25 protein-coding genes and 1 pseudogene are annotated in these 25,906 nt (G+C 49.4%); 6 read left to right on the top strand and 20 right to left on the bottom strand.

Features of this window, described 5'->3' with window-relative positions; translation table 11 throughout:
• The first annotated feature begins 318 nt into the window (after window positions 1-318).
• On the top strand, window positions 319-795 hold the full coding sequence (locus ACOT1A_RS23735) for a WbuC family cupin fold metalloprotein (protein ID WP_013023839.1): 477 nt from the start codon (window positions 319-321) through the stop codon (window positions 793-795).
• Between the two features lie 46 nt (window positions 796-841).
• Here the strand turns inward: ACOT1A_RS23735 and ACOT1A_RS23730 are convergent, their stop codons facing one another.
• A complete protein-coding gene (locus ACOT1A_RS23730) occupies window positions 842-1,717 on the bottom strand; it encodes an extended-spectrum class A beta-lactamase CTX-M-3 (protein ID WP_011091028.1) in 876 nt (291 codons plus the stop codon).
• A 334-nt stretch (window positions 1,718-2,051) separates the two neighbouring features.
• A pseudogene (locus tag ACOT1A_RS23725) lies at window positions 2,052-2,507 on the bottom strand (transposase); the annotation flags it as partial.
• A 94-nt stretch (window positions 2,508-2,601) separates the two neighbouring features.
• Between ACOT1A_RS23725 and ACOT1A_RS23720 the strand changes: the two are divergent.
• Genes ACOT1A_RS23720 through ACOT1A_RS23710 form a run of 3 tightly spaced genes read left to right on the top strand, consistent with a single transcriptional unit; the run spans window position 2,602 to window position 6,715 of the window.
• Window positions 2,602-3,654 carry a conjugal transfer protein TrbA gene (locus tag ACOT1A_RS23720; protein ID WP_421625536.1) on the top strand — a complete coding sequence of 351 codons (1,053 nt, stop codon included), beginning with the start codon at window positions 2,602-2,604 and terminating at the stop codon, window positions 3,652-3,654.
• 10 nt (window positions 3,655-3,664) lie between these two features.
• Window positions 3,665-4,615, top strand: a complete 951-nt coding sequence (locus ACOT1A_RS23715) for a DsbC family protein (RefSeq protein ID WP_004187441.1) — start codon at window positions 3,665-3,667, stop codon at window positions 4,613-4,615.
• A 12-nt stretch (window positions 4,616-4,627) separates the two neighbouring features.
• Window positions 4,628-6,715, top strand: coding sequence for a hypothetical protein (locus ACOT1A_RS23710; RefSeq protein ID WP_004187443.1), 2,088 nt, complete (start codon window positions 4,628-4,630; stop codon window positions 6,713-6,715).
• A gap of 50 nt (window positions 6,716-6,765) precedes the next feature.
• On the opposite strand, the gene dqlB is transcribed toward ACOT1A_RS23710, so the two are convergent.
• From dqlB to ACOT1A_RS23630, 16 genes are all read right to left on the bottom strand, one after another.
• Entirely contained in the window at window positions 6,766-6,861 is a 96-nt protein-coding gene (gene dqlB, locus ACOT1A_RS23705; RefSeq protein WP_004206884.1) for a DinQ-like type I toxin DqlB, read from the bottom strand.
• Window positions 6,862-8,083: 1,222 nt separating this feature from the next.
• Window positions 8,084-9,139: a plasmid replication initiator RepA gene (gene repA / locus ACOT1A_RS23700; RefSeq protein WP_015060006.1), complete on the bottom strand. Its 1,056-nt coding sequence runs from the start codon at window positions 9,137-9,139 to the stop codon at window positions 8,084-8,086.
• Entirely contained in the window at window positions 9,136-9,186 is a 51-nt protein-coding gene (repB, locus tag ACOT1A_RS23695; protein ID WP_011154478.1) for an IncL/M-type plasmid replication leader peptide RepB, read from the bottom strand. Before repB ends, repA begins: the two co-directional genes overlap by 4 nt.
• 248 nt (window positions 9,187-9,434) lie before the next feature.
• The gene (gene repC, locus ACOT1A_RS23690; protein WP_023893611.1) at window positions 9,435-9,677 is read right to left on the bottom strand and encodes an IncL/M type plasmid replication protein RepC; all 243 of its coding nucleotides are present in this window, start codon (window positions 9,675-9,677) and stop codon (window positions 9,435-9,437) included.
• A 68-nt stretch (window positions 9,678-9,745) separates the two neighbouring features.
• Window positions 9,746-10,399 (bottom strand): hypothetical protein, encoded by a 654-nt coding sequence (locus ACOT1A_RS23685; RefSeq protein WP_044706695.1) that lies wholly within the window; start codon window positions 10,397-10,399, stop codon window positions 9,746-9,748.
• 1 nt (window position 10,400) lies between these two features.
• Entirely contained in the window at window positions 10,401-12,596 is a 2,196-nt protein-coding gene (locus tag ACOT1A_RS23680) for a DotA/TraY family protein (RefSeq protein ID WP_015062834.1), read from the bottom strand.
• The gene (locus tag ACOT1A_RS23675; RefSeq protein ID WP_138978268.1) at window positions 12,589-13,185 is read right to left on the bottom strand and encodes a TraX-like protein; all 597 of its coding nucleotides are present in this window, start codon (window positions 13,183-13,185) and stop codon (window positions 12,589-12,591) included. The genes ACOT1A_RS23680 and ACOT1A_RS23675 overlap by 8 nt, the downstream gene beginning before the upstream one ends.
• The gene (traW, locus tag ACOT1A_RS23670; protein WP_011091082.1) at window positions 13,182-14,390 is read right to left on the bottom strand and encodes a conjugal transfer protein TraW; all 1,209 of its coding nucleotides are present in this window, start codon (window positions 14,388-14,390) and stop codon (window positions 13,182-13,184) included. The genes ACOT1A_RS23675 and traW overlap by 4 nt, the downstream gene beginning before the upstream one ends.
• Window positions 14,387-17,437 carry a hypothetical protein gene (locus ACOT1A_RS23665; protein WP_004187482.1) on the bottom strand — a complete coding sequence of 1,017 codons (3,051 nt, stop codon included), beginning with the start codon at window positions 17,435-17,437 and terminating at the stop codon, window positions 14,387-14,389. The genes traW and ACOT1A_RS23665 overlap by 4 nt, the downstream gene beginning before the upstream one ends.
• Window positions 17,434-17,928, bottom strand: coding sequence for a hypothetical protein (locus ACOT1A_RS23660; RefSeq protein WP_004187480.1), 495 nt, complete (start codon window positions 17,926-17,928; stop codon window positions 17,434-17,436). Before ACOT1A_RS23660 ends, ACOT1A_RS23665 begins: the two co-directional genes overlap by 4 nt.
• A gap of 45 nt (window positions 17,929-17,973) precedes the next feature.
• The gene (locus tag ACOT1A_RS23655) at window positions 17,974-18,363 is read right to left on the bottom strand and encodes a DUF6750 family protein (RefSeq protein ID WP_004187479.1); all 390 of its coding nucleotides are present in this window, start codon (window positions 18,361-18,363) and stop codon (window positions 17,974-17,976) included.
• A gap of 16 nt (window positions 18,364-18,379) precedes the next feature.
• Window positions 18,380-18,910, bottom strand: coding sequence for a conjugal transfer protein TraQ (traQ, locus tag ACOT1A_RS23650; protein ID WP_004187478.1), 531 nt, complete (start codon window positions 18,908-18,910; stop codon window positions 18,380-18,382).
• Window positions 18,911-18,933: 23 nt separating this feature from the next.
• Window positions 18,934-19,638, bottom strand: coding sequence for a conjugal transfer protein TraP (gene traP, locus ACOT1A_RS23645; protein WP_015060002.1), 705 nt, complete (start codon window positions 19,636-19,638; stop codon window positions 18,934-18,936).
• An 11-nt stretch (window positions 19,639-19,649) separates the two neighbouring features.
• Window positions 19,650-20,999: a conjugal transfer protein TraO gene (gene traO, locus ACOT1A_RS23640; RefSeq protein ID WP_004187474.1), complete on the bottom strand. Its 1,350-nt coding sequence runs from the start codon at window positions 20,997-20,999 to the stop codon at window positions 19,650-19,652.
• 11 nt (window positions 21,000-21,010) lie between these two features.
• Window positions 21,011-22,162: a DotH/IcmK family type IV secretion protein gene (locus tag ACOT1A_RS23635; RefSeq protein ID WP_004187471.1), complete on the bottom strand. Its 1,152-nt coding sequence runs from the start codon at window positions 22,160-22,162 to the stop codon at window positions 21,011-21,013.
• Window positions 22,163-22,170: 8 nt separating this feature from the next.
• Window positions 22,171-22,884 carry a DotI/IcmL family type IV secretion protein gene (locus tag ACOT1A_RS23630; RefSeq protein WP_004187467.1) on the bottom strand — a complete coding sequence of 238 codons (714 nt, stop codon included), beginning with the start codon at window positions 22,882-22,884 and terminating at the stop codon, window positions 22,171-22,173.
• Window positions 22,885-22,951: 67 nt separating this feature from the next.
• Here ACOT1A_RS23630 and ACOT1A_RS23625 point away from each other — a divergent pair, with 67 nt between their 5' ends.
• Both ACOT1A_RS23625 and ACOT1A_RS23620 read left to right on the top strand, forming a co-directional pair.
• On the top strand, window positions 22,952-23,362 hold the full coding sequence (locus tag ACOT1A_RS23625; RefSeq protein ID WP_004187465.1) for an H-NS family nucleoid-associated regulatory protein: 411 nt from the start codon (window positions 22,952-22,954) through the stop codon (window positions 23,360-23,362).
• Window positions 23,334-23,546, top strand: a complete 213-nt coding sequence (locus ACOT1A_RS23620) for an Hha/YmoA family nucleoid-associated regulatory protein (RefSeq protein ID WP_305953721.1) — start codon at window positions 23,334-23,336, stop codon at window positions 23,544-23,546. Before ACOT1A_RS23625 ends, ACOT1A_RS23620 begins: the two co-directional genes overlap by 29 nt.
• Here ACOT1A_RS23620 and ACOT1A_RS23615 read toward each other — a convergent pair whose 3' ends face one another.
• Together ACOT1A_RS23615 and ACOT1A_RS23610 are read right to left on the bottom strand one after the other, a co-directional pair.
• The gene (locus tag ACOT1A_RS23615) at window positions 23,547-24,059 is read right to left on the bottom strand and encodes a hypothetical protein (protein WP_011091071.1); all 513 of its coding nucleotides are present in this window, start codon (window positions 24,057-24,059) and stop codon (window positions 23,547-23,549) included.
• The coding region (locus tag ACOT1A_RS23610) for an LPD7 domain-containing protein (protein ID WP_228705544.1) at window positions 24,025-25,906 on the bottom strand (1,882 nt) is incomplete at its 5' end. The genes ACOT1A_RS23610 and ACOT1A_RS23615, both read right to left, overlap by 35 nt.

Below are 25,906 nucleotides of genomic sequence, written 5' to 3'. Positions count from 1 at the left end.
ATGGATGAACGAAATAGACAGATCGCTGAGATAGGTGCCTCACTGATTAAGCATTGGTAACTGTCAGACCAAGTTTACTCATACTGAAATAATTGGGGGGTGATTACCACCGTAAATTTTTCCCAGACGGTAAAAAGAATTACAGACTTTTATCAACTAAAAAAGTGGCCTGAATATCAGCACTACCGTCAATACCATTTCAGTAAATCAGGATAGGGAAAAATTGGCAAACCCAGTTCTTCACTTGCTCTGCGGGTTCTGTCACCCTGACGTCATACGGTAATCCCCCCCAATTCATTAATCGACAAGGTCATCCTGATGAAACAAATTACCATGAGCGATATGCAGCAACAGAGCGCAGCGGCTGTGCAATCGCCTCGGCTCCGCGCGCACCGTAATTTCCATCCAGAATTAAGCGATTCGGTCCAACGTCTGGCTATTGCCATGGAACCTGGGACCTACGTGCGCCCGCACCGACACCCTCACACCTTCGAGCTACTGTTGCCATTAAGGGGTCGTTTCGTGGTGCTGAATTTTGACGATCGGGGTACCGTCACCCATCGGGCGATATTGGGGGAAACCTGTACGGTGCTGGAGATGGCCGCAGGAACCTGGCATGCCGTGCTGTCGCTGGATACCGGTGGCATAATTTTTGAAGTAAAACACGGTGGCTATCAACCCGTGGCTGCCGATGACTATGCGCACTGGGCTCCAGCGGAAGGAGAACCAGGAACCACGGAGCTTATGGCCTGGTATGCGCAAGCGCAGGTGGGCGACAGCACTTTTGCCGTCTAAGGCGATAAACAAAAACGGAATGAGTTTCCCCATTCCGTTTCCGCTATTACAAACCGTCGGTGACGATTTTAGCCGCCGACGCTAATACATCGCGACGGCTTTCTGCCTTAGGTTGAGGCTGGGTGAAGTAAGTGACCAGAATCAGCGGCGCACGATCTTTTGGCCAGATCACCGCGATATCGTTGGTGGTGCCATAGTCACCGCTGCCGGTTTTATCCCCCACAACCCAGGAAGCAGGCAGTCCAGCCTGAATGCTCGCTGCACCGGTGGTATTGCCTTTCATCCATGTCACCAGCTGCGCCCGTTGGCTGTCGCCCAATGCTTTACCCAGCGTCAGATTCCGCAGAGTTTGCGCCATTGCCCGAGGTGAAGTGGTATCACGCGGATCGCCCGGAATGGCGGTGTTTAACGTCGGCTCGGTACGGTCGAGACGGAACGTTTCGTCTCCCAGCTGTCGGGCGAACGCGGTGACGCTAGCCGGGCCGCCAACGTGAGCAATCAGCTTATTCATCGCCACGTTATCGCTGTACTGTAGCGCGGCCGCGCTAAGCTCAGCCAGTGACATCGTCCCATTGACGTGCTTTTCCGCAATCGGATTATAGTTAACAAGGTCAGATTTTTTGATCTCAACTCGCTGATTTAACAGATTCGGTTCGCTTTCACTTTTCTTCAGCACCGCGGCCGCGGCCATCACTTTACTGGTGCTGCACATCGCAAAGCGCTCATCAGCACGATAAAGTATTTGCGAATTATCTGCTGTGTTAATCAATGCCACACCCAGTCTGCCTCCCGACTGCCGCTCTAATTCGGCAAGTTTTTGCTGTACGTCCGCCGTTTGCGCATACAGCGGCACACTTCCTAACAACAGCGTGACGGTTGCCGTCGCCATCAGCGTGAACTGGCGCAGTGATTTTTTAACCATGGGATTCCTTATTCTGGAAGAGACGAAATAACAACAACATGAATAGTCAATATTTTACCTGAAGCGAGCCACAACGCGTCCGATTTTATGCTTCCGAAAGGCAAATACGGACGTCGCCAGAATGAAACCTAAATTCCACGTGTGTTTTTTATTAGCTTCAAAAATCACTATTTCACGAAGAATTTAGACTGCTTCTCACACATTGTAACATTATTTACAACCACCTTTCAATCATTTTTGATAAATCATTGATTTCATCTTTGCTGCAATGATACTTAATAAACTCTGCAAGTTATCCACAGAGCAACACTCAATTTTATTGATGATATTCTTATTATACCAGACATTTTTCATACACTCCCTTGTACGGATAGTTTTCCGACAACTTCATGATTACATATCTTGCGGTTTTGATTATTTTTGCTGCAAGAAATACATACTTCAAACGAAAGGTCTTTATTTGCTGTCTGTATTCTGAAGAGTCCAAGGAATCAAACTTGAACAACAAAAATAGGTTATATGAAAGCATCATCATTTGAAACACGGCTTCATTCGCCCAAAATGACTTTAGCAAGAGATGACCCACCGCCATGTCGTATTTGGCTTCTTTGATATAGTTTTCAGCATTACCACGCTTTTCATAGTATATAACTACTTTTTCAGAAAGCAAGGTAGTATTTGTTACAAAGAAAAAGTAGTCGTATTCGGAACCTTCTAAAAGTGATAATTGTGCTCTTTCTTTTTCTGGTTTCAGTACGCGAGATACGACAAATCTTCTGTCTTTTTCCCATATTACACCGGGTAATGCGGCCGAGCGCCGGGACATGCTGCTGTCGGCGGCGCGGTATAACCACCAGGTTTCGCTGTGGGACTTTATCAGCGTGATGAACGACACGGCCAGCGTGCTCTTTCCCCTGTTCATTTTAATCATCGGGCTGTTCGTCTGGGTTATCTCACGCAATCCTTACTACCGTCTGACCCGTAAACTGACCATCCGGAACCTGCCCTGGGTGATGGTAAAAAACTATCCGGGGATCGCCCATATCCTCGCCCGGTTTGGCCACCTCGATCAGCTGCTGCTGAATGAAGATCCGGAAGAAGCACGCAGCGCGCAGTCACCTGTTGAGTTTGCCCAGGAACATAACCTGATTGATACCGCTAAACGCCGCCTCCGTAAAAAAGCCGCACATAAGGTCTTCCTGTCACAGGTAAACCTGGCTCCCGAAGGGGCGGCCCTTTCCCTGGCGCCCTGGGAAAAAGCACTCGCTGCCTCGTTTGTACATCTGCGGTTTATGGGCGACCGGCCAACGGCTAAATCCATTCTCGACGATCTCAACCGTTCCTGCCTGCGGACCAAAGACGGCTTCCCTGATTATTCGCTGGCCGCCGGGCTCTGGACCGTCGCCAGCCAGTGCGAAGCGTTCAGAGAATTTGCAAAGGGGCGCCGCAGCTCCCGTTCGCTACTCTACGCGCTGTTCGATGATGACCTGCAGCTGCCATCCGCAAATTTCCGGTGGCTGAAAGGCGTGGACCGCACGTTATGGTATGCACTTTCAAGCGCCGGCCGCGGGAAGTTCTTCATTGAGGGCGGTGGCGTTATTGCCTGGAGTCAGTGCGAAAGTTACCGGCTGACGCTCGATGAAGAAAAGGCGGCGAAATTCCCGCCGACCGTGCGGGCGGCCGTGCTGGGCCTTGAGCTGGATCTGCTCCATTACCGCCATATTGACCGCCGCGATCCCGCCATTCCGGTCGCTCACTGGCAGGAAGATGTTATACCGCCATTTGCATTTGAATCTGACGCTGAAGCGGAAGACGAGCCGGCTACGCCGCCTGCAGCTCCGCACGACACCCCGAACAACAGTCTGCGACTGACAGACGATGAACCGACGCCGGCTAAACCTCAGCCGGCAACCCGTCCCGATCACCTGGAACTCTAAGCGAGGAAGTATGAAACTCACCGTAAAAACCGATCGCAACACACTTTATCTTTCCGCTGACGGAAACTACCAGGAACAAGCCCTGCACTCCTTCCCCCTGTCAGCCTGTCATTTTGGACTTGGCCATGATGCCGGCAGCGGCCACATCCTGACGCACAATACGTTTTCTGGTGAAGCGGTGCAGCTGTTCCGCTTTGAAAACGAATATCAGGCCATCGAGGCGCTGAACAATATCCGTAAAAAGCTGAAACAGCAGCGCGGACTCAATGCCGTGCGCCGGCTGTCTAACTTTATCTTCTGGCCAGTTGCCGCGCTGGGCTTTATCGTCTCCATCAACGGCGCGTTGATGAATATGCATCAGCCGGCACAGCCACTGCAGGCAAACTCGTATGCTCCCGCGCCGGGTCTGCAGCAGCCGGCCACTGCGCCGGAGCAGCTGCAGGTTCAGGCAGCACCTGAAGCCCCTAAAAAACTGACTGATAACGACTTGCTGTCACTGAAAGATGCCGTCACCAGCGGACGCTTTACGATCTCGCTTTCAACCGGGCATAAACACACCCTGTATGTGTTTTCCGATCCGATGTGCCCGCACTGCCGCGCGCTGGAACCCCGACTGCAGGAACTGAGCAAACGCTATAACGTCGAGATTTTCCCCGTGTCCGTTTATGGCGACCTGCGCTCGATGGTCCGCGCCGCTCCTGTACTTGATACCGGGAAAGATACCCGACTGAAAAGCTGGGAAGACACGATTAACATGGGATACACCACCATGAACCCGAAAATTGACGATCCGAAAACAGCCCCGGATACCACCGGCGCCCGCCTGGTTGACGCGAACAATATGGCATTTGCGAAATTCGGGTTTATCGGCACCCCGTCCATCGTTGCCGATTCGGGTGATGTGATCCCGGTTTCCGTCGTCAAAGACGATGCCCGCCTGCAGCAGGCGATAGGAGAATAACCCGGAGCCGCTATGCAACAGGAATCTGTAGACAGTAAAAAAGTCATCCGCCCGGATGGTTCGTTCATGGAGTGGTTCCTCACTCCGAACGTACAGTTTGGCCTGCTGGCCATACTGACCGTGCTGGGTCTGTTTCTCCCCTTTACCATGCTGCTGAGCATCCTCATCCTACCGCCGCTGATGGTGGCATTCACGGATCGTAAATTCCGGCCACCGCTGCGAATGCCGAAAGACTGCGAAATGTTCGACGACACCCTGACCACGGAAACCCAGGCGGAATACCGTCTGGGGCCCATTCGCATCCCGCATAAGGTCCGGGAGCGAAAGAAAGCGAAGGGAATTTTATATGTCGGGTATGAGCGGGGACGCCTGTTCGGCCGCGAGCTGTGGCTGAACATGACGGACCTGCTGCGCCACATGGTATTTTTTGGTACCACCGGGTCGGGTAAAACCGAAACCTTCTATGGGTTTATCGTTAACTTCCTGCTGTGGTGCCGTGGCTACTGCCTCTCAGACGGTAAAGCAGATAACAAGCTGGCCTTCGCCACCTGGTCGCTGGCGCGCCGTTTCGGCCGTGAGGATGATTATTACGTCCTCAACCTGCTGACCGGCAGTATTGACAGGTTCGTGAACCTGGTGAAGCAGGAAAGCATCCCCGCGCAATCCAACTCAGTCAACCTCTTCAGCGTTGCCCCGCCGACCTTCATCATCCAGTTGATGGAATCCATGCTCCCCCAGGTGGGCGGGGATTCGGCACAGTGGCAGGATACGGCAAAAGCCATGATGTCGGCGCTGATCAATGCCCTGTGTTATAAGCGCGCCCGCGGCGAACTGCTTTTGTCACAGCGCACTATTCAGAAAAACATGTCGCTGCCGGCAATGGCCGCGCTGTACGTTGAGGCAAAGAAAAACGGCTGGCACAGCGAGGGTTACGCCGCGCTGGAAAGTTATCTGGAAAATACACCAGGCTTCCTGCTGGCCAACGCGGAATACCCGGAAACGTGGGAAGCCCGCGCCTTCGAACAGCATAACTACATGAGCCGTCAGTTCCTGAAGACGCTCTCCCTGTTCAATGAAACTTATGGCCATGTTTTTCCGGAAGACAGCGGCGATATCCGGATGGACGATATTTTCCACAATGACCGCATTCTCATCGTCATGATCCCGTCGCTGGAGCTGTCACGCGGTGAAGCGGCCACGCTTGGCCGTTTATATGTGACGCTGCAGCGAATGACCATCAGTAAGGACCTGGGCTACCAGCTGGAAGGGAAAAAAGAGGAAGTCCTGCTCACTCACGCGCTGAATAATCAGGCGCCATACGGGCTTATTTATGACGAGCTGGGCCAGTATTTCACCAGCGGTATGGATACGCTGAGTGCGCAGATGCGTTCACTGGAAAAAATGGGCGTATTTTCCTCCCAGGATCACCCGTCACTCGCCCGCGGCGCGAACGGCGAGGTGGATTCGCTGATCGCCAACACCCGCGTGAAATATTTTGAGTCGATTGAAGACCGGAAAACCTTTGAAATACTGCGCGAAACCGTCGGCCAGGACTATTATTCAGAGCTCTCCGGGCAGGAAGCGGAACACGGCACGTTTTCCAAAACGGTCCGGGAAGGGGATCTGTACCAAATCCGTGAAAAGGACCGCGTGAACATTCGTGAGCTGCGTAAGCAGACCGAAGGTCAGGGGGTAATTTCTTTCCAGGATGCCCTGGTACGCAGCGCCGCGTTTTACATTCCGGACAATGAGAAGTTTTCCAGCGAGCTGCCGATGCGGATAAACCGCTTTATCGAGGTATTACCGCCATCGCCGGCGACGCTGTACAGCATCTATCCGGAACGCAAGGATGATGAACTGGCGGAAACGAACCCGGATGCAATGCACTTCCCGCCAATCAAGCTGTTCGGGTACGACAAAGCGGCCAACAGCCTGCTGGAAAAAATTGAGGTCTTCTACGAGCTGCAGTGTGGCGCAATTTCACCGGAGGAAATGTCGGTGTGCCTGTTTGAACTGTTCGCTGAATGGCTTGATGGAACGGAAACGGACGACGTGCTTTACCACCAGGAAGACGATCTGTTCCCGATGATCGAGATGTAACCCTGTTAAAAGGCGGGGAGTGGTCCCCCCGCCTTTAGTTACGTTTCCGGTCAGTCAAAATACTGCCGGATCAGCTCCAGGACCGCTATCACAGCGTTAGACACTGCAACAACTGCCCGCAGAACGACGATTAACAAGTTAATCATCCGTTTGCTCCATACAGAGCAGGAACACCGCTGATCGCCCTTACATTGCCTGTCACAGCGGCTACCTCACGTCAATTGTTTAGATGTTCCCACTCCAGCCAGGGCATTGAAACAGCACCACCTGTCTTTCAACCAGGGCTTTAAACCGTTCACGCCGCGTAAGCGGGGGCTGGAGAAGAACGTCAACAGATTGACCCGCGTAGTATACCCTATTCAGGGTGGTTTGCATTTACTGCACTCATGGCGTAATATTTAACCGTCAATTGTTTAGGTGTTCCCGCCTCCATCCGGGGCAAAACATGAAAACCCGATCTCACCAGTCGGGTTTTTTTGTGCCTCCATTCTGGCAGAAATCGCATTTCCTCAAATAAGCGCCTAAAACGCTCTCTGTGGCCTTCACTGCAAAAAGAGCAACATTCCCCTGTCTTCACCCTGTTTAACGCGCCTGCGAGCGGCTGACGTGGATAACCGCGGCTAAATCGATCCTCTTTTCCCTGTTAATTTTAAAACTCACAGCTGACACTGGCGTCGATTGCCTGAAAGGCATTGCACGCCATAGCAGACGATTTTCCTGCCAGACCTGCCCTGCAGGTGACGCTGTGGCCACATTACCCCCTGGCTACTGCGAGCGGGCGGTGTGACGTTTGCGGCACACCGGGCGCGTGGGTAGTAGCGTTGACGTCAGGGGTGCGTGTCGCAGCCCTGCCGTCTTACGGGGGTGTTCTTAGTTACATCATCCATCATGCTTTTTTCTGCCGAGCCGTTGGCTCGGCGGGGAAAAGCACGGTGGGGCAAAGAAGAATCCGCCCTGGAGGTTTCTGCTGACCACCCTGCCCGGCATTTGCCGGGTGCTAACCTGGAGCATAGCGACCATTCTGGCCGTCGTGCCGCGAAGCGGCGCTGAAAGGCCAGGCATATTCCCATAATCCACAGAAAATTGAGCCTGAATAACAGTGATCTCTTTATTGAATAAAGATCTTTTTAAAGAAGTTAAGAGTGTATTGCAGCTTGCATTGACCACGATTGCAGGTGACTTTATTTCCTCCTTTGCGGATAACTGTGGATAGTGGTGATCTCGCTGCCGGTTATCCACCGGCGGCGCCAGAACGTCAAAAAATCACGATGGCCACACGTTAAAACTGGAGGAAATTTGAGCAGGTCGCGCCGGCTGGCCAGCACGAAAACCGCCAGGCGGCGGTAAGAGAATTACAGGGGGAGAAAATCAGTGATAATCAGGGGGACCGGATTCCCTCTCCAGCCCCAGATCGAGCTGATACAGGTGGCTGCGTACTCGCTGGGTAAACTGCTCAGGCGACAGCGCGTGCAGTTCGTCTTTCGGCAGCGTCCGTATCAGATGAACGGACATGGCGTAAGCCCGGTCGTCATAGGGCTGTTCTGCCAGCGCTTTCAGCTTCTTCTCGCGCTTACCCTTCAGGGCGGCTTCACGCCGGCGAACCAGCGTGGCGTGCATCATTTTTTCATACCAGCGCCGGCGCGCGGCTTTAACAGAGATTTCTTCCGCCTGGCCATGTTCATCACGGGTTATCCAGCCTGCAGCTTCAGCGGCCACCTGTTCGGCCTGCTCCGCATACAGCTTATCGAGATCAACACCGATCATCTTCCAGAGGCGTTCCGTCAGCACGACATGCTTGGGGAACCACTTGCGGTTAAACGGGTCCCATGTGACGCCTTCAGGCAGCGCCAGTAACCCGAATTCCATCATGTGCTGCAGCAGCCGGCAAACCCGCGGTACCGTCACTTTCCGGATCACGTTCCCTTCGCTGTCCTTTTCGCTGAGCTGCCACGCCATTTTACTGAGGTTGATAGTGTCGATATGGGTAGCCCGGTCAACGGTGCTGACCAGGAGCGGCACAATCGCATCGAGTAATTTCTCCCGCTCCGGGCGGAAGTCGCGCTTCCGGCCAGCCTGCTCGCGCAGCTGCACGAAGTACGGGTGGCGGCTGATCCGCATACGCAGACTTAACGCGCCCGTTTTGCGATCGCGGCGAACAAGGCGGTTGTAGGCATGGCCAAGCTGGCCAGGGAGTTTTTTGAAATTGTCCGGTCGGTACCAGCTGGGCTCCGGGCAGAGACACGCCGTTGAGTGCGTACCGCGACGACGGCGGGTTTTGCGCACGGGCTTGGTGCCTTCATCGAGAAGCAGCTGCAGGGGCGATTCTTTAGGGGACTGGCTTTCAAGCCAGGAGATGAACTCCGGCGAAAGACCTTCTACTGACTCAATGTCAGAAAGCTGTAGGTATGGATTCTTTTGATTCACCAGCCCCTGCACATATTGGCCGGGCTGTATTGCAATAGGTTACGCATTTGCTATAATCCTTTCTGCCAGTGGGCAGTTTGCACCCCCTGATTCCTGAGAGACCGGCCAAAGTTTCCAACAGGGATCAGGGGGTTTTACTTTTTGTGGCTCCTGCCACTCCTAAGCGGTACATCTCCGGGCCGCTCTTCCCGTGCTAAATTCAGTAATAACCCCGTAAGGTTATGTAAACGCCGCTTAACATATCATGCGTTTCTAAGCGGGGCAATACCTGCGAACCCGCTTTTACATAGTAAGATCACTCTTCAGAATCGTCAAATTTCAATCCGTCGTAATAGCTTTTGACAAGAAATTCAATGACTTCAGCCTGAGTGAGTTTTTTAACTTTTGTGATCTCTATCAACATTCTTTTTGCATCTTTGGGGAGATAAAGGTTTAACTGGTCGTGTGTTTCCCGGATACGGTTCCGGTACTCTCTCTGGAACTCCGGGTTACTCTTCTGTTCCTGGCGCTCAGTAACTCTGTTCACTCTTCCTCCCACAGCATACGACTATAACCACCTGAGTATACATGAAAAAACCGCCTTTTCAGGCGGTTTGGAAGTAAACATCAATACGTTCGTGGTAGCATCCAACCTTCATCAAGCATAGTCTTTCGCCACTGGAGATATTTTTCACCCCTGTATTTTTTATGTTGCTCATGCATCCTGGTTAACATTTCCAGCTGGCGATATGCTAGGCCGGCATTGAGCAAGATTATTTCAACAGTAGGCACATGTCGGTTCCGAAGATTTACGACAAGTTTACTATCAGTATACTCCCAAGACTCAATTGTCTCGGCCTCAAACAAAATTCTCTTTTGCTTAATAGAGGCCTGTACAGCATAAAGGGCAGCAATCCCAACAACACCGGAGTCCATATCTATACCAAAATATGTTTTCTGAGCCGGCATGTATTGTTCCTCTTTAGCCGATGGATTAAAGCATCCATAAACTCTCATGCCTGCAACGACCTTTTTGACTCCCTTACTTTTTACCTGGCGTACAACATATGTGATCAGCATGGCATCGAAAACAAGTAGAGCAACAAACCACGCCAATGCCAGGCTTCCACCTAAAGTAAGAAAGCCAGAATATACAGTCAACGGAAGACTTATTGTTAAAATAACTATACTTATGGCTACAGACAGGCGTGACAGATAGTAGCCAACACCTTTTGATTTAGCCATGTTGTTATCGACAACAGTATACGAATATCCTTTCATATCACGCCCCCGCTATACCATCTTTGTCTTTATCAACCGTATTGGTTGGGTTGAAGTTCTTCGGCCCAGAAGGACGTCCACCTGTATTTTTAGCTCCACGACCAAATGCAGCAAACAGGTCGTGAACATGATTCTGCATATCACCAAGAATTGAATCGTTATGCTTGTTACCAATCCAGCTGATGACGTAGTTAGGCATCCTTGCAGGTAATGCAAATACCCTAGCGACCATACCTGTACACATCCTTGCATAGACAAAAAGGATACCTATCATTGACCAAAGGCCAGTTGTTGAATCTGCCTGTACATTTTCCATTGCTGTTTTGAAAATATAGTTAAGCGCGGTGCCAAGAGCCACAATGGCCAATGATGCAAAAATGAACCCCATTACCATCAACAGTGGTCGAATCATCACATCTATCAGGAAAATATATCCATACGTTGACCGGTCCTCATTAGTTTGGCCAATGTTAATATGGGTAGCGGCCCACAATGAAGATGCAACGATACCAGTCAGCAAAGTAACTAACCAATCCGCCATTGCGACAAACCAATAGATAAATGGCACAAATGGAAGCCAAATTGAAAGCGTTAACCCTATACAGAACAGAGCGACTAAAATCATGTATACGATCGGAGCCGCAGTTTTAATTACACCCTTAATAATATCCTTACCTGAAGTGAAGAAATTAAGTAATCCCGCCCCCATTCCAGCAGCGTTATTACCATCTGCAACACTCATTGCGACATTAACAGCTCCCCAAGCAGCTAGACCACTCTCAGCAGTAAACATCGTGTAATCACCAATGGCTTTCATTTTCAACAAGGGATTCGTTACATCGCTGTATCCATCGCCAGTGCCGTAGTTTCTAGTGGCAAGCCATGAAGTAACATTAAAGTTGAAAATTTTGGTAATCAACGAATCTGCATCACCACTTTTTGCCGCTTCTTCGATGCCTTTATTGTCAATGTTCTGAGCTAAAGCATTATCAGCAGTACCTAAAGGGGGAGTGTAGGTACTGTTTTTCAGTTGTGAATGATATGCCTGGAACAGACCTTTATAATAGTCCGTAGAACCTACATCACCATCACCACTTATCCCTGATACAATAGGTTTCAGATTAGCAACGTCCTTCAGCTCAGTGTTAGCAGTTGCCAGGGTATGATAATAAATACCAAGATATAGCCAGCCTTTTTCCTTTATATCCGACTCCATTTTCTGGAGCATATCATTGCTTCCGGCAGCATTGTCTGCAGCTTGCTGTACTTGTTGTTGGTAATCTCTTGCTGCTGTCTGAATTGCAGTTTCAACGTCAGGCAGCTGCCCATCTCCGGAACGCATTTTAGACATATAAGCAGAGTTAAATTGCTCTGCTGTATTCTTCATCTTACTCCAAAGCGAGTCTGTAGCCTGCTGTTGAACTGCATAAACAGAATCAGCGTAACCACTGGAGAATACCGAAGTCCAACCTGTAGGTTTTTGTGGTAATTTAACAGTCCCACAAACAGCAGAACCATTGTCAACTGAAATTGAGTAACTAGAATCACCAGTATTAAACTTCATCTGGCTATTACTTTCATAATGTTGGCCTGAAGCCTCCATCTGAGCTAACCCTTGATTGACACCAAGAGCGCACAAGTTCATTTCGAACATTCCTTTAGCCACAGAAGCCATTTCTGGCATAACTGGCGTTATATAAACAGCTTTGCCACTCGCTAGTTCCGACGCTGTTTTATCTGCAATAACATTGGCAGAACCTACACCTATGATTGACCCACACCACAGGAAGAGCAGTTGTGCAACGGACCATCCAACAACAGTTGGAACCAAAAGGAGCCAGCCGAATGTTGTTTTAACAAAATTGAAGGCATTATTCCCATCACCCTCTATAAACTTCCCAAGTTGCCCTGCCTGATGTAGTTTTTTAATACTGATTATCGCCATATAAATCAGCGCTAATATGGCGATAACCTCATTCACTGTGAAAAATACGTTATTTAACAACCCATCACCTGACGGACTGAAAGGATTATTTACCACTTCACCAAAAACGGTATGCAGCATCTGACGTGACAAATCACCAGACCGTTTAGCAGCCTCTGTAATACTATCAATTCCCAGATCTGCAGAATATGCCGGGGTAATGAAAAGCGATAGCGGCAACAATGCGACCAATGAGTTTCTTGACTTATTCATGCGCCCCCCGAATCTGGCCAGCTTGTTCAAAATTAAATGTATTGCGCACACCGTTATCGTTAATAAAATGTCTCAATGTACCGAATTCTTCTTCAGAATGGGCCTCATTGCGTAATTGCCAACCTAAAAATTCATAAGTCATTGCTTTTACGAACGAGTAGATACAAACAGCAAACATTAAACCAAGTGTTAATGTCACCTTCAGAAGGCTTACATTGTATTCAGTATTAACAATCAATTTTACACAGCCAGCGATTAAAAACAGGGCAACAAAAACAGCTATAAAGAAGCAACATAACCAATATTTTTTATACTTACCGGCTTTAGCTAGATGCTGTTCTAAGGGGATAGAACTCTTTTTAACAACATCCTCAAACGACAGATTCGAAGCTGATTTTTCGTCCGGAGCTTCCAAATTTTTGATTTGCTTCTTAACGAAAGAAGCCCGCTCATTGAGCAGGCTGATAGATTCCCTTAGTGATTTCCACATAAACTGAATATCACTAATTCCGGTAATATGATAAACCGCTTTTTTCATGCGGCCGGGGGATTTTGTAACTTCTTCCCCTGTTTTATTTTCGTCTGTCATTTTCTGGATACTCCCGCGTTCACACTCTCCAGCTGTGCTGCCAGCATCGGTTTGTATGTTTGATATGCGTCGTTCGCCAGGATCTGGCCAAGCAGCACATTTTGTTTCTCCAGCTGCTGTTTGGTTTTCAACACTAACCAGTTGTTCAGATTGGCGATATTGATTTGCTCACGCATCAAATCTTCGGTGTTCTTGTTGGTCAACGTCGCCTGGTAAGCAGGGTTGCTGTAACGGCGACCTACTTCGAATTCCTCAAACTCTCTGGCAGACATACGGTTAAGCTGTTTCGCCCTGTTACTGGCCGTCGCCTGGAAATAGGATTCGACTTCCGGCACTTTGCGCGCATCTGCAAGCGCGGCATCAGTGGCCGGGTTCGGTTTAGAGTTGGCGATCATTTCCATCTGAGGTTGTGCGGCCGCGTCGGTGAGCGCCTGGTATTGCTGAATCATGCCCAGGTAAATTCGCCCGCTGGCGCCTTTAACTTCCCCACGACTCAGCTGACGACCAGCACTGCGCAACGCGGTATTTTTCATATAGCGCAGCGCCGCATCTGTCTGCTCATCTGTAAACGTCAGATCAGGTGCCTTGCCTTCTTTGCCGGCGCCATAAAGCAACGAGCTCAGCGACGTATCTGCCCGCGGCATGTCAGATACACTTGGGCAGAATGAAGTCCCGCCAAATGCAGCATAATCCGAACTGTCGCAGTACTGGCTGTGAACTTCGGCCGTTGAAGATGCATCCACGTCGGTTGCGCGTGCCGGCACTTCAAAAATAGCCTTAACATCTTTCGCAGAACTGGCGCTTCCCAGCGTTCGCTGACCGCCAGCGGCCGCAGAGGATACCCCCGCGGCGCCACCGCCAATAGACTGCGCACATATATCATCCGGAACACGGTACTTATCCTGTGCCTGCAGCAGCCGGTCATTACGTTTTTGCTCGACTTCGAACTGTCGGTTAGTTTCAGCCACCTGCTGCATTAATGCTGCCTGGCGATCGCCCTGCTGGCTGATTGCCGTACCAATGTTAATCAGCGTGGCCTGGATATTACCTAACAGGCCATTAGCTGTGCTCAACGCCGGCATAACCTGCGTTGAGATGGGAATGCTGCTGTTAACGTTGACCGTATAGGCAAATGCTGACTGTACGCTGAAGGCCAGAATTGAAACGGCCATCACTGACCGTTTTGCTTTTCCGATTTTTATCATCTGAATCCCCTTCTCACATCAGAAATGATTTCTTTAGCGAGCTTCATCGCCATAGTTTGTGATTCTTCTTCAGAATCACGCTCACCACCCTGATTGACCACCATTTCATCAATGATACTTGATGCACTTCCCATAGGGAATCTATTTGCTAATTCTTCCCTTGCTTTTTTCGTTCCAAGCTCTTCATAAAGCACATCTCTGAGCGCTCTGTCTTTTGCAGATGAGTTCAAAGCCCAAAGCAGTTTTGGACCTAATGTGTTTTTCAGAATGTGGCAAATAAGACCACGTTTTGTTTTAAAAATACCGAGGAATGCAGTACCACTTCCGTCCGGATAAACCCCTTGCGGAAGCTGTCTGAAACGACGCAGGATATCGGCCGGGATGTTGATCTCTAATTGCTTCAGATACTCTTCATCCCCTTCCGTCAGGCGCATCATAAACAGGCTGTTCATGGTTTTAAGCACACTCGAAGGCATATGGCTCAGATACTGAGACGAGAACGCAGTACGGACGTTGAATTTACGATCTTCAAGGTCAGCGGTATTCAGCGCATTTTGGATAAAGTCGATGCCGGCAAAGTTATGACACTCATCATAAAAGGTATGTTTAACTTCTTCTGAAAGCTCCCTGATGCGCGCCTGGTGATATGCCCTGTACTGCTCCGGTAAAGCAGGAATGAAGGTTTCTGCGGACTGAGGCAGGTAGTAGTTACGCACAGCCATCTGGCGCGCAAAAAGATACATAATGCCGGACTTGAGCTTACCTGCAGGTGTCGTTCTGTCACCGAGGACGTTTTGCATATCCAGGATCGCAATGCGAGTCTCCGGGCTGAAATCATAAACCGTGATCCCAGAGAAAATGGCATACTCAGCTGCTGCAGCCTGGAAACAACGTGCAACGAAGCCTACTACAGGCTCACTCCCATTAACTTTTACGTCAGCGTATTGGTTTTTAAATGATTCAGTTTGTAGTTCAGCAATAAAATCGTGAATAGTTGGCACAGCATAACGCTGAGCAACCGTCGCAGCATGAAGATATTTTTTGGCAAACAGCTTATCAACGACTTCCCACCATGTAGCTCTTTCAAACCAGTCTTCACCGAGCTCTTTATCCAGACCTGATTCTTTCAGAGCTTCATTAATCACCGGGTCGTTATACTTAAACAAGTTAGCACTTGAATGCGCTTTTGCTTTGTATACGTTTGATACAACCTTACTGACGATTTGGCCAACGCTCATTGCATCTGGCGGCTGGCCAATTGCCGGATCAATACAGAATGCGTTAAGCATCTGCTTTAAGAATACTTCCTCAAACTGCGTCAGATACCTTGAACCTAACTGCGTATCGCAGATGTTAATACAGTGCGATTCGTCATTGTTCAGGGTGATACTGGCAATCTGGTGACGTTTCTCTGACGGCAGCTCAGCGCTAATCAGATCGGCGATACCTTTTGCACTGTAGCCCTTATCAATGATAGTCAGATAAGGCAGTTTTTTATCAGCCCGGTAAATCGAACTCAGGTTAAGGCGGTTGGCCAGCACGCTTTTACCGGAACCTGGAACACCGGTGATGACATCGGTAAATTTCTCCTGCAGGGGACTGGCGATTTGATAGGGGAACAGCTTGCCATCGAGCGTGATGAAGTTGATATTGCCTTTACCATGCCAGGGACTGGCCGGACGTTCAAAAGGTAACATCCGCAAGCCTTCACTCAACGGCGGATAATGCAATGAGCCAGGTGTGGCCGTCGTCAGCCCCGGAACGGATGCAATCAGTGCGCTACCTGGATTGCCATATGTCTTGGACACACCTGATACACCCCAGCCTTCAATCGCCTTAGTTAAAGCCGCCAGGTTGCGTTTGGCTTCATCCTTAGTGTCACCCCAGGTGGCAAAGTTGATGGCCATGATAGCCGTTGGATCGGTTTCGCTCTGGGCCCCGACATAATCCATATCACGCGCGATAGTACCGAGTGAGGGAATGAAACGAAGGAAAGAGACGATCACTGATGGCCAGAACAATGCTTTTTTGCCCCCGCCCATAAAGTCATATTTTATCCGGTACGGGATTTTCCGGTTAATCGCGTTGAATAACTGCTTAAATTTGACAGGGTGAAGTGGTGGCAACTCAAGGGCAACAGAACCGTAATACTTGCCATCGCAGTAAATCAGGCCACCATCTTCTTCCAGTTCCCCTTCCATGATCTGGATATTCAGCCGCGGCGGCAGCACTGAGTCGATATTGCCTTTCCGTGGAGCGCCATAGACTCGCAGATTTTGGTCAAACGGCGTGCGAGGGTACCAGTTTTCTGATGTTGAGTTCCGGAACAGCATCTGACGCATCATTGCGCCGGCGTGTTTGACATCGAGGACATCAACCAGAAGCCCCATCCCCGACTCATCATCCCCCTGAAGCATACCAATCAGCCGCCAAAGCATCGCGTCATGCGTGATCTTCAAACCTTCAAGCTGAAATTCGATTGGGTTCTGACTGAAGCGAGTCTGCGGGATATCCTTCATAACGCCGGCAGCTTTTGCCTGCTCGTTTTTAAGTTCATCCTTCGCAATCATCCCCTTCGAGGTATACAGCACGATGTAAGCGCGTTCACGGCTGTAATGGGCAGCGATTTTTTTTGCGTCATCGGCGATCAGGTCTTTAATGTCTATCTGCAGGCGCTCTATTGCTGCTACCTGCGGTTTATAAACATTATTCAGCTCTTCCTGGTTCTTGGTAAAGTCGCGCTCAAACACCACAGACAGCTTATGGCCACTGTTAATAAAGGAATTCGACAACGAGTTTGAAAGGTGCATGATGAAGTCATTAAACGACTTCTCGTCAAACGATGATTTAGCGCCCTGAATCTCAATAACGGTAAGAAAATCGTTGTTCTTCGTGGTCAGTATGTACGGAGCCCTGATTTCAGGATGCTCAACGCGATCCTGCGACGTAAGCCCTACAACCGTTGTCAAATCACAGTATTTTAACGAGTCATTTGACGTAAGATTGCGTGAGATACCTTCGATCACATCCTCAAAGAAAGAAATCATTTAAAACCTCTCTTACCCTTGTAAATTTCATTCCAGTCACTTACATCCGGCAATTCGTCTGACTCTGCGACAGAAGTGACAAACTCATCGTCAAAATTCATGGGAAGTAACTGATGGTGTTTTTTTATCAGGTGCAGTAAATCGTATCCATCATCACTGCCGGTTTCGTTTAGAACTACGTCAGTTGTACTGAGCAATATCTGTTTAAGTTTCTGTGCCTTTTCACGGTAAGAATCGTCCGTTGACTTTTCCGCCTTTGCAATTGAACGAAACAACAGGCTGTAGAGTTTTCGGTTTGTATTTCTCTTCAGCAGAAGTCCGGTTTGAGTCTCTAGTTTCATTTTCTCCGGGTGTTCGAGCGACAGGCATACAGAGCAAAGCATTCTCTCTTTCTGTCCATCTTCTGCGAGGGAGAAAACATCTTTGCTCTTTATCCCGCACACATGGCATCTGGCAGGTTGTTCATTCCTGGTGAGCTTAAAATCTTTCATGGGGGAACTCCGGTATTGGCCCCGCAAGGCGGGGCCGAAAGGACATTACAGGGTTGCGTCAACACCAACAGTTGAACCAACAGAAGAGATCCATGCGGTCAGGCCGACCAGACAGGCTCCAACAACCATTGACCAGAAGATGAAGCCGCCACTGATATCTTTCCCGCGTTTGTTTTTGAGCCACAGAGCAACAAGACCTACGATGAAGCAGACAACACCAACCACTTTACCAGCGGTAATCAGACCAGGCTGGGTACTGGCCATACCTTCCGTGAAGGTATTGATCTTTTCCCAGATAGTCGTTTCAGCTGCAGCCTCTTTGCTCAGCAATGCCAGCGGCAATACCACTAACGATTTTGCTACCGTTCCGCGCAGCTGATACGCTGCGATGGATGCAGATAACGCCTTGTCTTTGATAAATTTAACAATTTTCATAAAGTATCCTTTTTGATTACCAGTGAATGTTTAATGTGCTCTGCAACGCATCGAGCGTTTGTGTATCGAACATCAGAAGTAGTCCACATACAATTTTCACAATGGATGCCCCTCTCGTGCCCGAAGCTGACAGCTCCGTATGGCCCTCAAGGTAAGAGTCTTTCAACCCCTTAATACCCCTGTAAAAAAAGTATGCACCGAGAATTCTAACAATCCCCAGCACTGCGTTGACTGCTGCGGCTCCCATGCCAAACGTAGATTCGCTCGCATAACTGACGGGTCCGAAACTGACATCGCCAAATCCTAAAGTGGCACCGCCTGAGTTCATCTGTGCTTTCAGCGTGATGAGGCATACACAGAAGATGATCCCGGCAAAAATTCTGCCAACTTCAACACCTTTGGTAGAATGCCTGGCCTGCTTCCGCAGGCTCATCAGATATCCAATAACACCAATGATCCCAACGATTGCAGCGACACCTATGATTAGCCTTGTCAGCGGTTCCTGACCACCGTTAGCAACCTGAATTAATACCGATTCTAAATCCATAGTTTCGCCTTTTTAGGTCCTGATTAGCGGATAAGGCCTTTACTTGTTGTAACGATTCTATTTTCAGTATCGATACCTGTAATGGTGACTCCGCCAAGTTGACTTCCGACCTTCACAGCATACGTCTGGTTTTTGTATTTTACCCAAGCAAGATCGCCAGATAAATCATTAATTGAAAAACCTCTCAACAAAGGTAATGCCTGTGACGTTGCACCGGAAATTGTTCCACTCTGATTACCAAATGAAGGCCCATAACCAGCGGCTTTCATTTTCAGTTCCTGAACCTGATTGTTCAGATTTTTAATTTGTTCATTAGCGCTTTGTAACTGACTGGAAAGGATCATCATTCCATTTTTAGAAGTTGATTCTATCGCGTCCAGCCGTTCCTTTTGCTGCAGCAGAATCCCGGAAATCTGCTCGCGGAAGTCACCAGAATCCTGCCCTGCAGGGGCAGACTGTACGCGCGGACGTTGCGCTGAAGACTGGATCGCCCCATTCCCCGTCGCTGGCGCAGTATCACTATCGGAGCCCCCAAACAACCAGACTAAAAGCAGGATAGCGATGACAGCGATACCACCAATCCATGCATAGTCACTGATATTAAGCGGCTTTTTGCTCGCTTTTGCTGCTGGCGTCACTGTCGGTTTTGGCTTTTCAGCAGGCTTAGCAGACACCGGTTCCTGGGCAGGAGCTGCTTCGTTTTTATTGTCATCTTCAAACAGATTCATTATCAATCTCCTTAACGGTAATACGGGTTATTGGTGCCATACCCGTAGCCGGGGTAGCTTGGAAAGTTTTGCTGAGGGTAATTAGGAGCCGGAGGCTGAGGCATCTGCTGAGGTTGCACACTAGATAGTGTGGGAGTTGCTTGCTGCTGCACCTGCTCTGCAGAAGCATTTTCCATATTCTCGCCACAGTCGCTTTCATACACAGGCGCGACAAACTGGATGCCTATGAGTTGGTTACGGTCAACCGTAACCTGCTTAATCGGCAGGCGGGCTGCATCGTCGGCCAGGACACGCCCTGCTTGCTCACCCATCCCGCCAATAATGGTACCGGCAACCGCTTTGCCATCAGGTGTACCAGTTGAACGATATGCATTCCCGCCGTCAGTGATAATCATCTGCGAATTGCTGTCCGCATACAGCTGACCAGTTCGGCCTAATCCGTTAGCAACAGCCGGCAGAATAATACGGCTGAACCAGCGGTTATTTACATTTGAGGAAACGGCCGCGCGCAACGAGTCGGAAGCCACGCCATACGCATCGACCTTACACTGCACTCCGTTCAGCTCCATGCCGGTGAAGTGAATTCGAATACCATCGCCGGCAAGACGGTTTTGGCCAGAATAGAATTTGGCGCCGGCCTGCGCTCCAGTTGGAACATGGGCAATAGCAATACTGTTCTGATCGTCACTGTCCATCGCCGTATCCATTACTGCCGGCACAAGCGTGTAAGCCGATACAAGCCGGGCTCCTTTATCTTTGACCTTATTCTTCGCCCCCTGTTGTTTTTCAGCATCCGGCTTTTTGTTCTGCGGATAGACCGAATCGGTCCACCCTGAGAAGGTGCCGCCGTTCTTGTCATTACCCTCTGCTCCCAGAGGGGTTGCAAGAGCAACACCCGTGACAACCGGTGTTCTGGCCTGGTCTATTTTCTGCAGTAACGTAGCCACAGCTTTAGCCTGACGCTCACGCTCTTTCTGCTCAGCATCATTAGCCTTACTGTTATCGCCCGACTGTTTTGCTGACGATTCCCACGAATATTTTGGTGGCGGTGCTTTGGTGCCGTAATCAACGGCCACCGGGTTACTGGCTGACAACGTGGATATGAAACTATCCCCCGTGAGAGCCGCTTTTTCTGAGTTATCAGCATTCCACTCATTCAGCAGCTTGTTGTATTGGGGATCATTAGCTTTTTCCCTGCCAGTTTTCCCTTCCAGCCCCTGGGCCTTCACCTGCGACCCGCCCGTTGCCGGCTCATCTGATGAGCCAAACAACCAGTACCCTCCCAGAAGCGCCACAACTGCAGCGGCGCCACCGACGTAGAGCATCATTTTTCTGGTTTCTTTACCTTTATCTGTAGCCATCGTCGTTCCCCTTAATTCAGCTCAACTTCAACGTCACGCGCCTGACCGTTAACCGAAAAAGTCAGCACTGGTGTTGCCGGCAGCACGTAAACATGTGTGCCATCGATAGCGGAAAGCGTTTTTTCAAACTCATCCTGCAGCTGCATGTTACTTCTGACGTAGAGCTCATCACCGATCTGCCAGACTTTGGTACTCCCTGGCGCGTTTTTAAGTTTCAACCGCTGAGCATCTTCAGGCGGGATGCCATCGAGCACGCTCTGCAGCTGCTTGTCATACAGTGAGATTTTTTTCTCAGGAGTAGCGGTATAAACCGGTGTGTCAGGACTGCGCTTCGGGATACGGAGATCCAGACGATAATCAACATCAACGGTTTTTGATTTAACGGAGGGTTCTGCCCCCTTCACGTTAATAATGACCGGCGTAGCCAGCCCCTTCAGAAGCACTGTGATGTTCCCGCTGGCATAGGCATTGGTCGGCTGGATTGTGAATACCGCCGATCCTGGAATATAGCCAACACACAGTTCACCACCAGATGCACAGGGACTCGAATTATATGGAGGGGCGCCTAATACCCAGGGGTGTCCGGTTGCATCTGAAAACGTCACTGTGGTTGCCTGGTTTGGAAATACCCGTACCTGCGGAATGGATGCACCAGCTGACAGTGATACCGTCTGGCTTGAAATTCGTGGGATCGGCGTTAATGGTGAGGTTTTGGCCGCCGCGCTCATATCTTCCATTGCGCTGCGGGCAGACCGCACCTGACCAGGGGTAATAGGCTGGATCTGCTGCAGAACAGGTGCAGGTAACTCTTCCAGTGTCTGCGGATTAACATGAGTAACCTGCTGCTGTGGTGGAGGAATCTGCGGCATGGGTGCAGGAGGCAGTGCAGTAGTTGGCTGCTGTTGGGCCTGTGCCTGTGGTTGTTGGCCTTGCGCCTGCTGCTGACCTTGTTCCTGTGCTGTTTGCTGTGGAGGCTGTTGCACCTGTGACTGCTGATTTACGGGCAACCCGGAACTGGCCTGCTGCCATTGAGCAATATCACCACCAGGCACAGCTGGCGCCGTTTGCTGCGGCGCTCCATTACCAGTCGGCGCATCAGCTGCAGATACAGAATTTGCCGAAAACAGTGCGGCCATAAGTACAGTTAACAGTTTAATCTTCATGATTGACCTCAGTAGTTCCGGGGTTTGAGAATGGCCTGTGCTACTTGAATACCCCGTGGATCTTCGTCTTCTTTTACGCGGCGTACCTGAACCATCAAATCGTAAGGTTGCGGTCTGTAGTCCTGAGCCTGCCCAACAAGCTGAACAGTCACCGGAATGCGGTATTGCCAGGCATAGGTTTTGGTGCCACGGATAAGACCTTCCGTGATCAGGGTTCCAGGAGTTGTGGAAAGTTTTACGTTCAGACGTTTTTCACTGATATCTTTCAGCAGCCCACTATCGGACAGCGCTTTACGGAAACTAACGTACCCTTCAGCGCTAAAATCGCCGCGGACGCTGGTTAATTGGTTTTCGTAATTCACAAAGTTCAGTGAAAGCGATTTGATCATTGTACGGTTGGCAAAGTCCATCACCTCTTCCGCCGTGTAAGCGGGTTCATCGGTTGGATGAACTTCTGTGATCATGCCCCCATTCGTTGCAATATATTTGGTTTTTTTCTGGTGAAGCCAGTAACCCTGAAGACCAATGATAATGATTGCGACTAATATGATTAGCGTTTGAATCAAAATTACTTTTAAACCATGTTTCGATACGATTTCTTGTACCGTTCGGTTACTCTCTTCAGCCAGAGCTGGAGCAAGGGCGTTGCTGTCATCATCAACGACTGAGTTTTGATCCGAGTCAGTTTGATCCATAATATTTTCACCATTTTGTGTTTTCATAGAGTTTCTCTTTTCAAAAGTTTGTGTTAGAAAATCACGCAGATCGTTAATGAACAATGAGGTATACATGAGCGAACATAATGATTACGAATCCTGTGCAGTTATCATGTGCGAACGACGAAAAGCCACCGCCGTTTTGCGCAAAATCCCGCCAGAAAACCTTGAACAACTCATTAATATGTGGTCCGACATTGCACAGGGAATGATCGAGAAATTTAAGGAAGAACAGAAGGCCACTGAAGAGAAAGCCGCAGCCACAAAGCGGTTCATGGAAGAACACAATATTACGGCTGATGAAGCTCTCCAGATCTTCGAAAATCTCTTTGGTCCGTCCACGAAAAGTAAATCCACTTTTGGAAAAGTGAAGTACCGGATCGAAGTTGATGGAAAGTCCATAACCTGGACAGGAAAAGGTCGCCGACCTGCAGCGTTTGCCGAGATGAGCGACGATGAGCTCAAAAAATATGAAATCAGCTGAAGACTGGCTGCATACTGTCAGACGTTTCATGAATGAAGATTCGCTTGATACGTATGTAGACTCAAAACGTGATGTTCTACCTGCCACAGAATTTATGCGTTTACTAACCGCGGCGGAACACCGCCGCGTTGAAATACGAACCGGCAAGCTATTCGATAAAATCCCGAAAGGACTCTTCCGGTAGTTACAAATGGAACGGGAATGCATCACTGTTTGCATCCTCACCACTTCCACTCGCAGCTGCCGGATTGTTTAATTGCACATTTTTAGAAGATGCGTTGGGCAGGATACCTGACGTATCTGGCAGTCGGGATGAAATCGTTGACCACGGGTCCAGCGTCGTATTAGTCAGGCTCCCCCACTTCTCATTAATCTTCGATTTAACCGTATTGCATACCTCATCCTTCACCTTATCAATAATGTCGCTGATAGACGGAAACTGTGGGATTTTAAGTGATACCGATAGCGACCCCAGGCACTGTCCGAGAGAATCAGACGTACTGGATTCGCTTTTTGCGGCGTTGTTAATCCTTTCCACTTCCTGCTTATAGGCAGCATCTGCACCAGCTTTTGCCAGTTCGTATGCTGCACAGGTCTGTGTTGCCGCAAATGAGCTCACAGAAATGCAGGAAAATCCTACTGCAACGAGTAGGGTTTTTGTTTTATGGCCGAGGCGCTGACTTTGCGACTGGTGCATGAGTCTGTTCTCTCCTTTCATCATCTTTTCTTTTTGCAGCATTTGAAGGATGAAAAAGCTGCTTCATTACTGTTTTGTTTTTTACCTCATCTGAGGCCGCTTGTAAATGCTGAGGCTGTTTTTCATTTGCAATTGTGTTTTTGTAAAGCAAATTTTTACCCCCCTGATCTACATGTCCATAACCATGCAAAACAATTCCACTTTCGGCATTTTTATTGATTGCTGAAAGAGTCATATACGTTTTCCAGTTTCCGTCTTTATCAATACGCTTGTTCACTTTTCCAATCACGCTATGGTACTCACCGGACTCCTTATCCTTTGCGATCCCCTGCATGAATCCTTTACGCGACTCAACAAGGAAATAATCTGGGCGTTCGCCTTTTTTATGCGGTGCGATCAGCAAAGGTGTACCCGCGGTTTTTGACTCTTGAGGGAGTTTATAGCCTGTGGGCTTTGTCATGCTTTCTGGAGCTGGCTTACCATTAGGCAAGAACCAGTACAGTTCTTTTTCAGGCACGGCCTCACGGCTGAGATCAACACCGGTAATCTGCTGAATTGTTGTGCGGAGCTTCTGGAAGGTTGCAGCATCATACGGAACCAGTTCAGAAGGCTTATAGGCCTGTTCATTCCCTGCTGTTGGCTGTGGGTATACAGGCTTTACTTCCCACTCATTACGTTTGGTCTGGATAGTTTCATAACGAACGATCTTGTTGCTTTCATCACGGACAGGTGCATTCACCTCAACATCCACAAATCCCAGCTTTCTGACTGTAACAAGACGTTCTGTGTCTACACCAGCATCTTTAACCGCTCTCTCAAGGTCTTTCCCCCAGAGTGTCTTCTCTCCATGTTCATTTTTGAGGGTGACAAAGTAGTTCATGGATTCATCTTCTTTCCACTCATACTTAGCACGTCCATGCGCGACGATAACGCCTTTCTCCCAGGGTTCACCTGCAGCTTTATCTTCCTTTTGAGTATCAGATGCATTCTGCTTCTTCGGCTGCACAGAGGCCGATTCTTCCCAGCGCATTCCATTCTGCTGAACTGATGAATTTGTCTTTTCGTTTGCCCCTTCCTGCTTATTCGCATTTGAATCAGCAACATTTTCTTTTGCCGTTTCTTTTGCTGTTTCATTTGCTTTTTTGAGTTCGAGCAATTTAACCCTTTGTTCTGGGTTAGTCAGTTTCACCTCAATGTTGTATTCACTGATAAGGTTAAACACTCGCTCTTTAAATTCGTCACTGCCGGTGATTTCAATACCACGATGATGTTGCTTATCCGCGGTTAGAACGGCCGCCAGGATCATCTCGTCACTCTGGCTGGCTTCAGGGGTAGCCATACGCAGATGTGAGCCGTAATCGTAAAACGCATCCTGTCCATCAAGCGTATACGCCGTATAGTCTTTCTCTGCTCTGTACCCAAACCGGGCAATTAACCCTTCCAGGTCTATACGTTCTTTTGGGGGCGTTTCTGCATTATCGTTGGTTGCCCAGCGTATGCCGTTTTCCAGTTCTTCGTTTGTTTTTTTCTTCTCCTCGGTTTCATTTTCAGCCGGGGCGGTATTAGCTACAGATTCGCTGGGCGCTATCCTTTCAGGCTTTTGCTGAGCGGAGTCAGTTGTTTCACCGCCAAAGGCCATCATAGCGGCATACGCCTCAAGATCACTGGCGCTATTACTCTCTTCATCATCGCCGTCTCGATCTGTTGGTGCGGTGTATTCCGGTTCAGCAGCTGCAGGGGTGCTGGACACCGGCACAGCTTCCTCCGGTTCGGCAGCTGCAGGGGCGCTGGCCACCGGCGCGGTTTCCTCCGGTTCAGCAGCTGCAGGGGCGCTGGCCACCGGCGCG

The sequence above is a fragment of the Enterobacter cloacae complex sp. SYL003 genome, from assembly GCF_049236925.1.
Taxonomy (GTDB): domain Bacteria; phylum Pseudomonadota; class Gammaproteobacteria; order Enterobacterales; family Enterobacteriaceae; genus Enterobacter; species Enterobacter intestinihominis.
The sequence above is the reverse complement of the archived record's forward strand: the minus strand, read 5'-3'. Positions and strand labels throughout refer to the sequence as shown.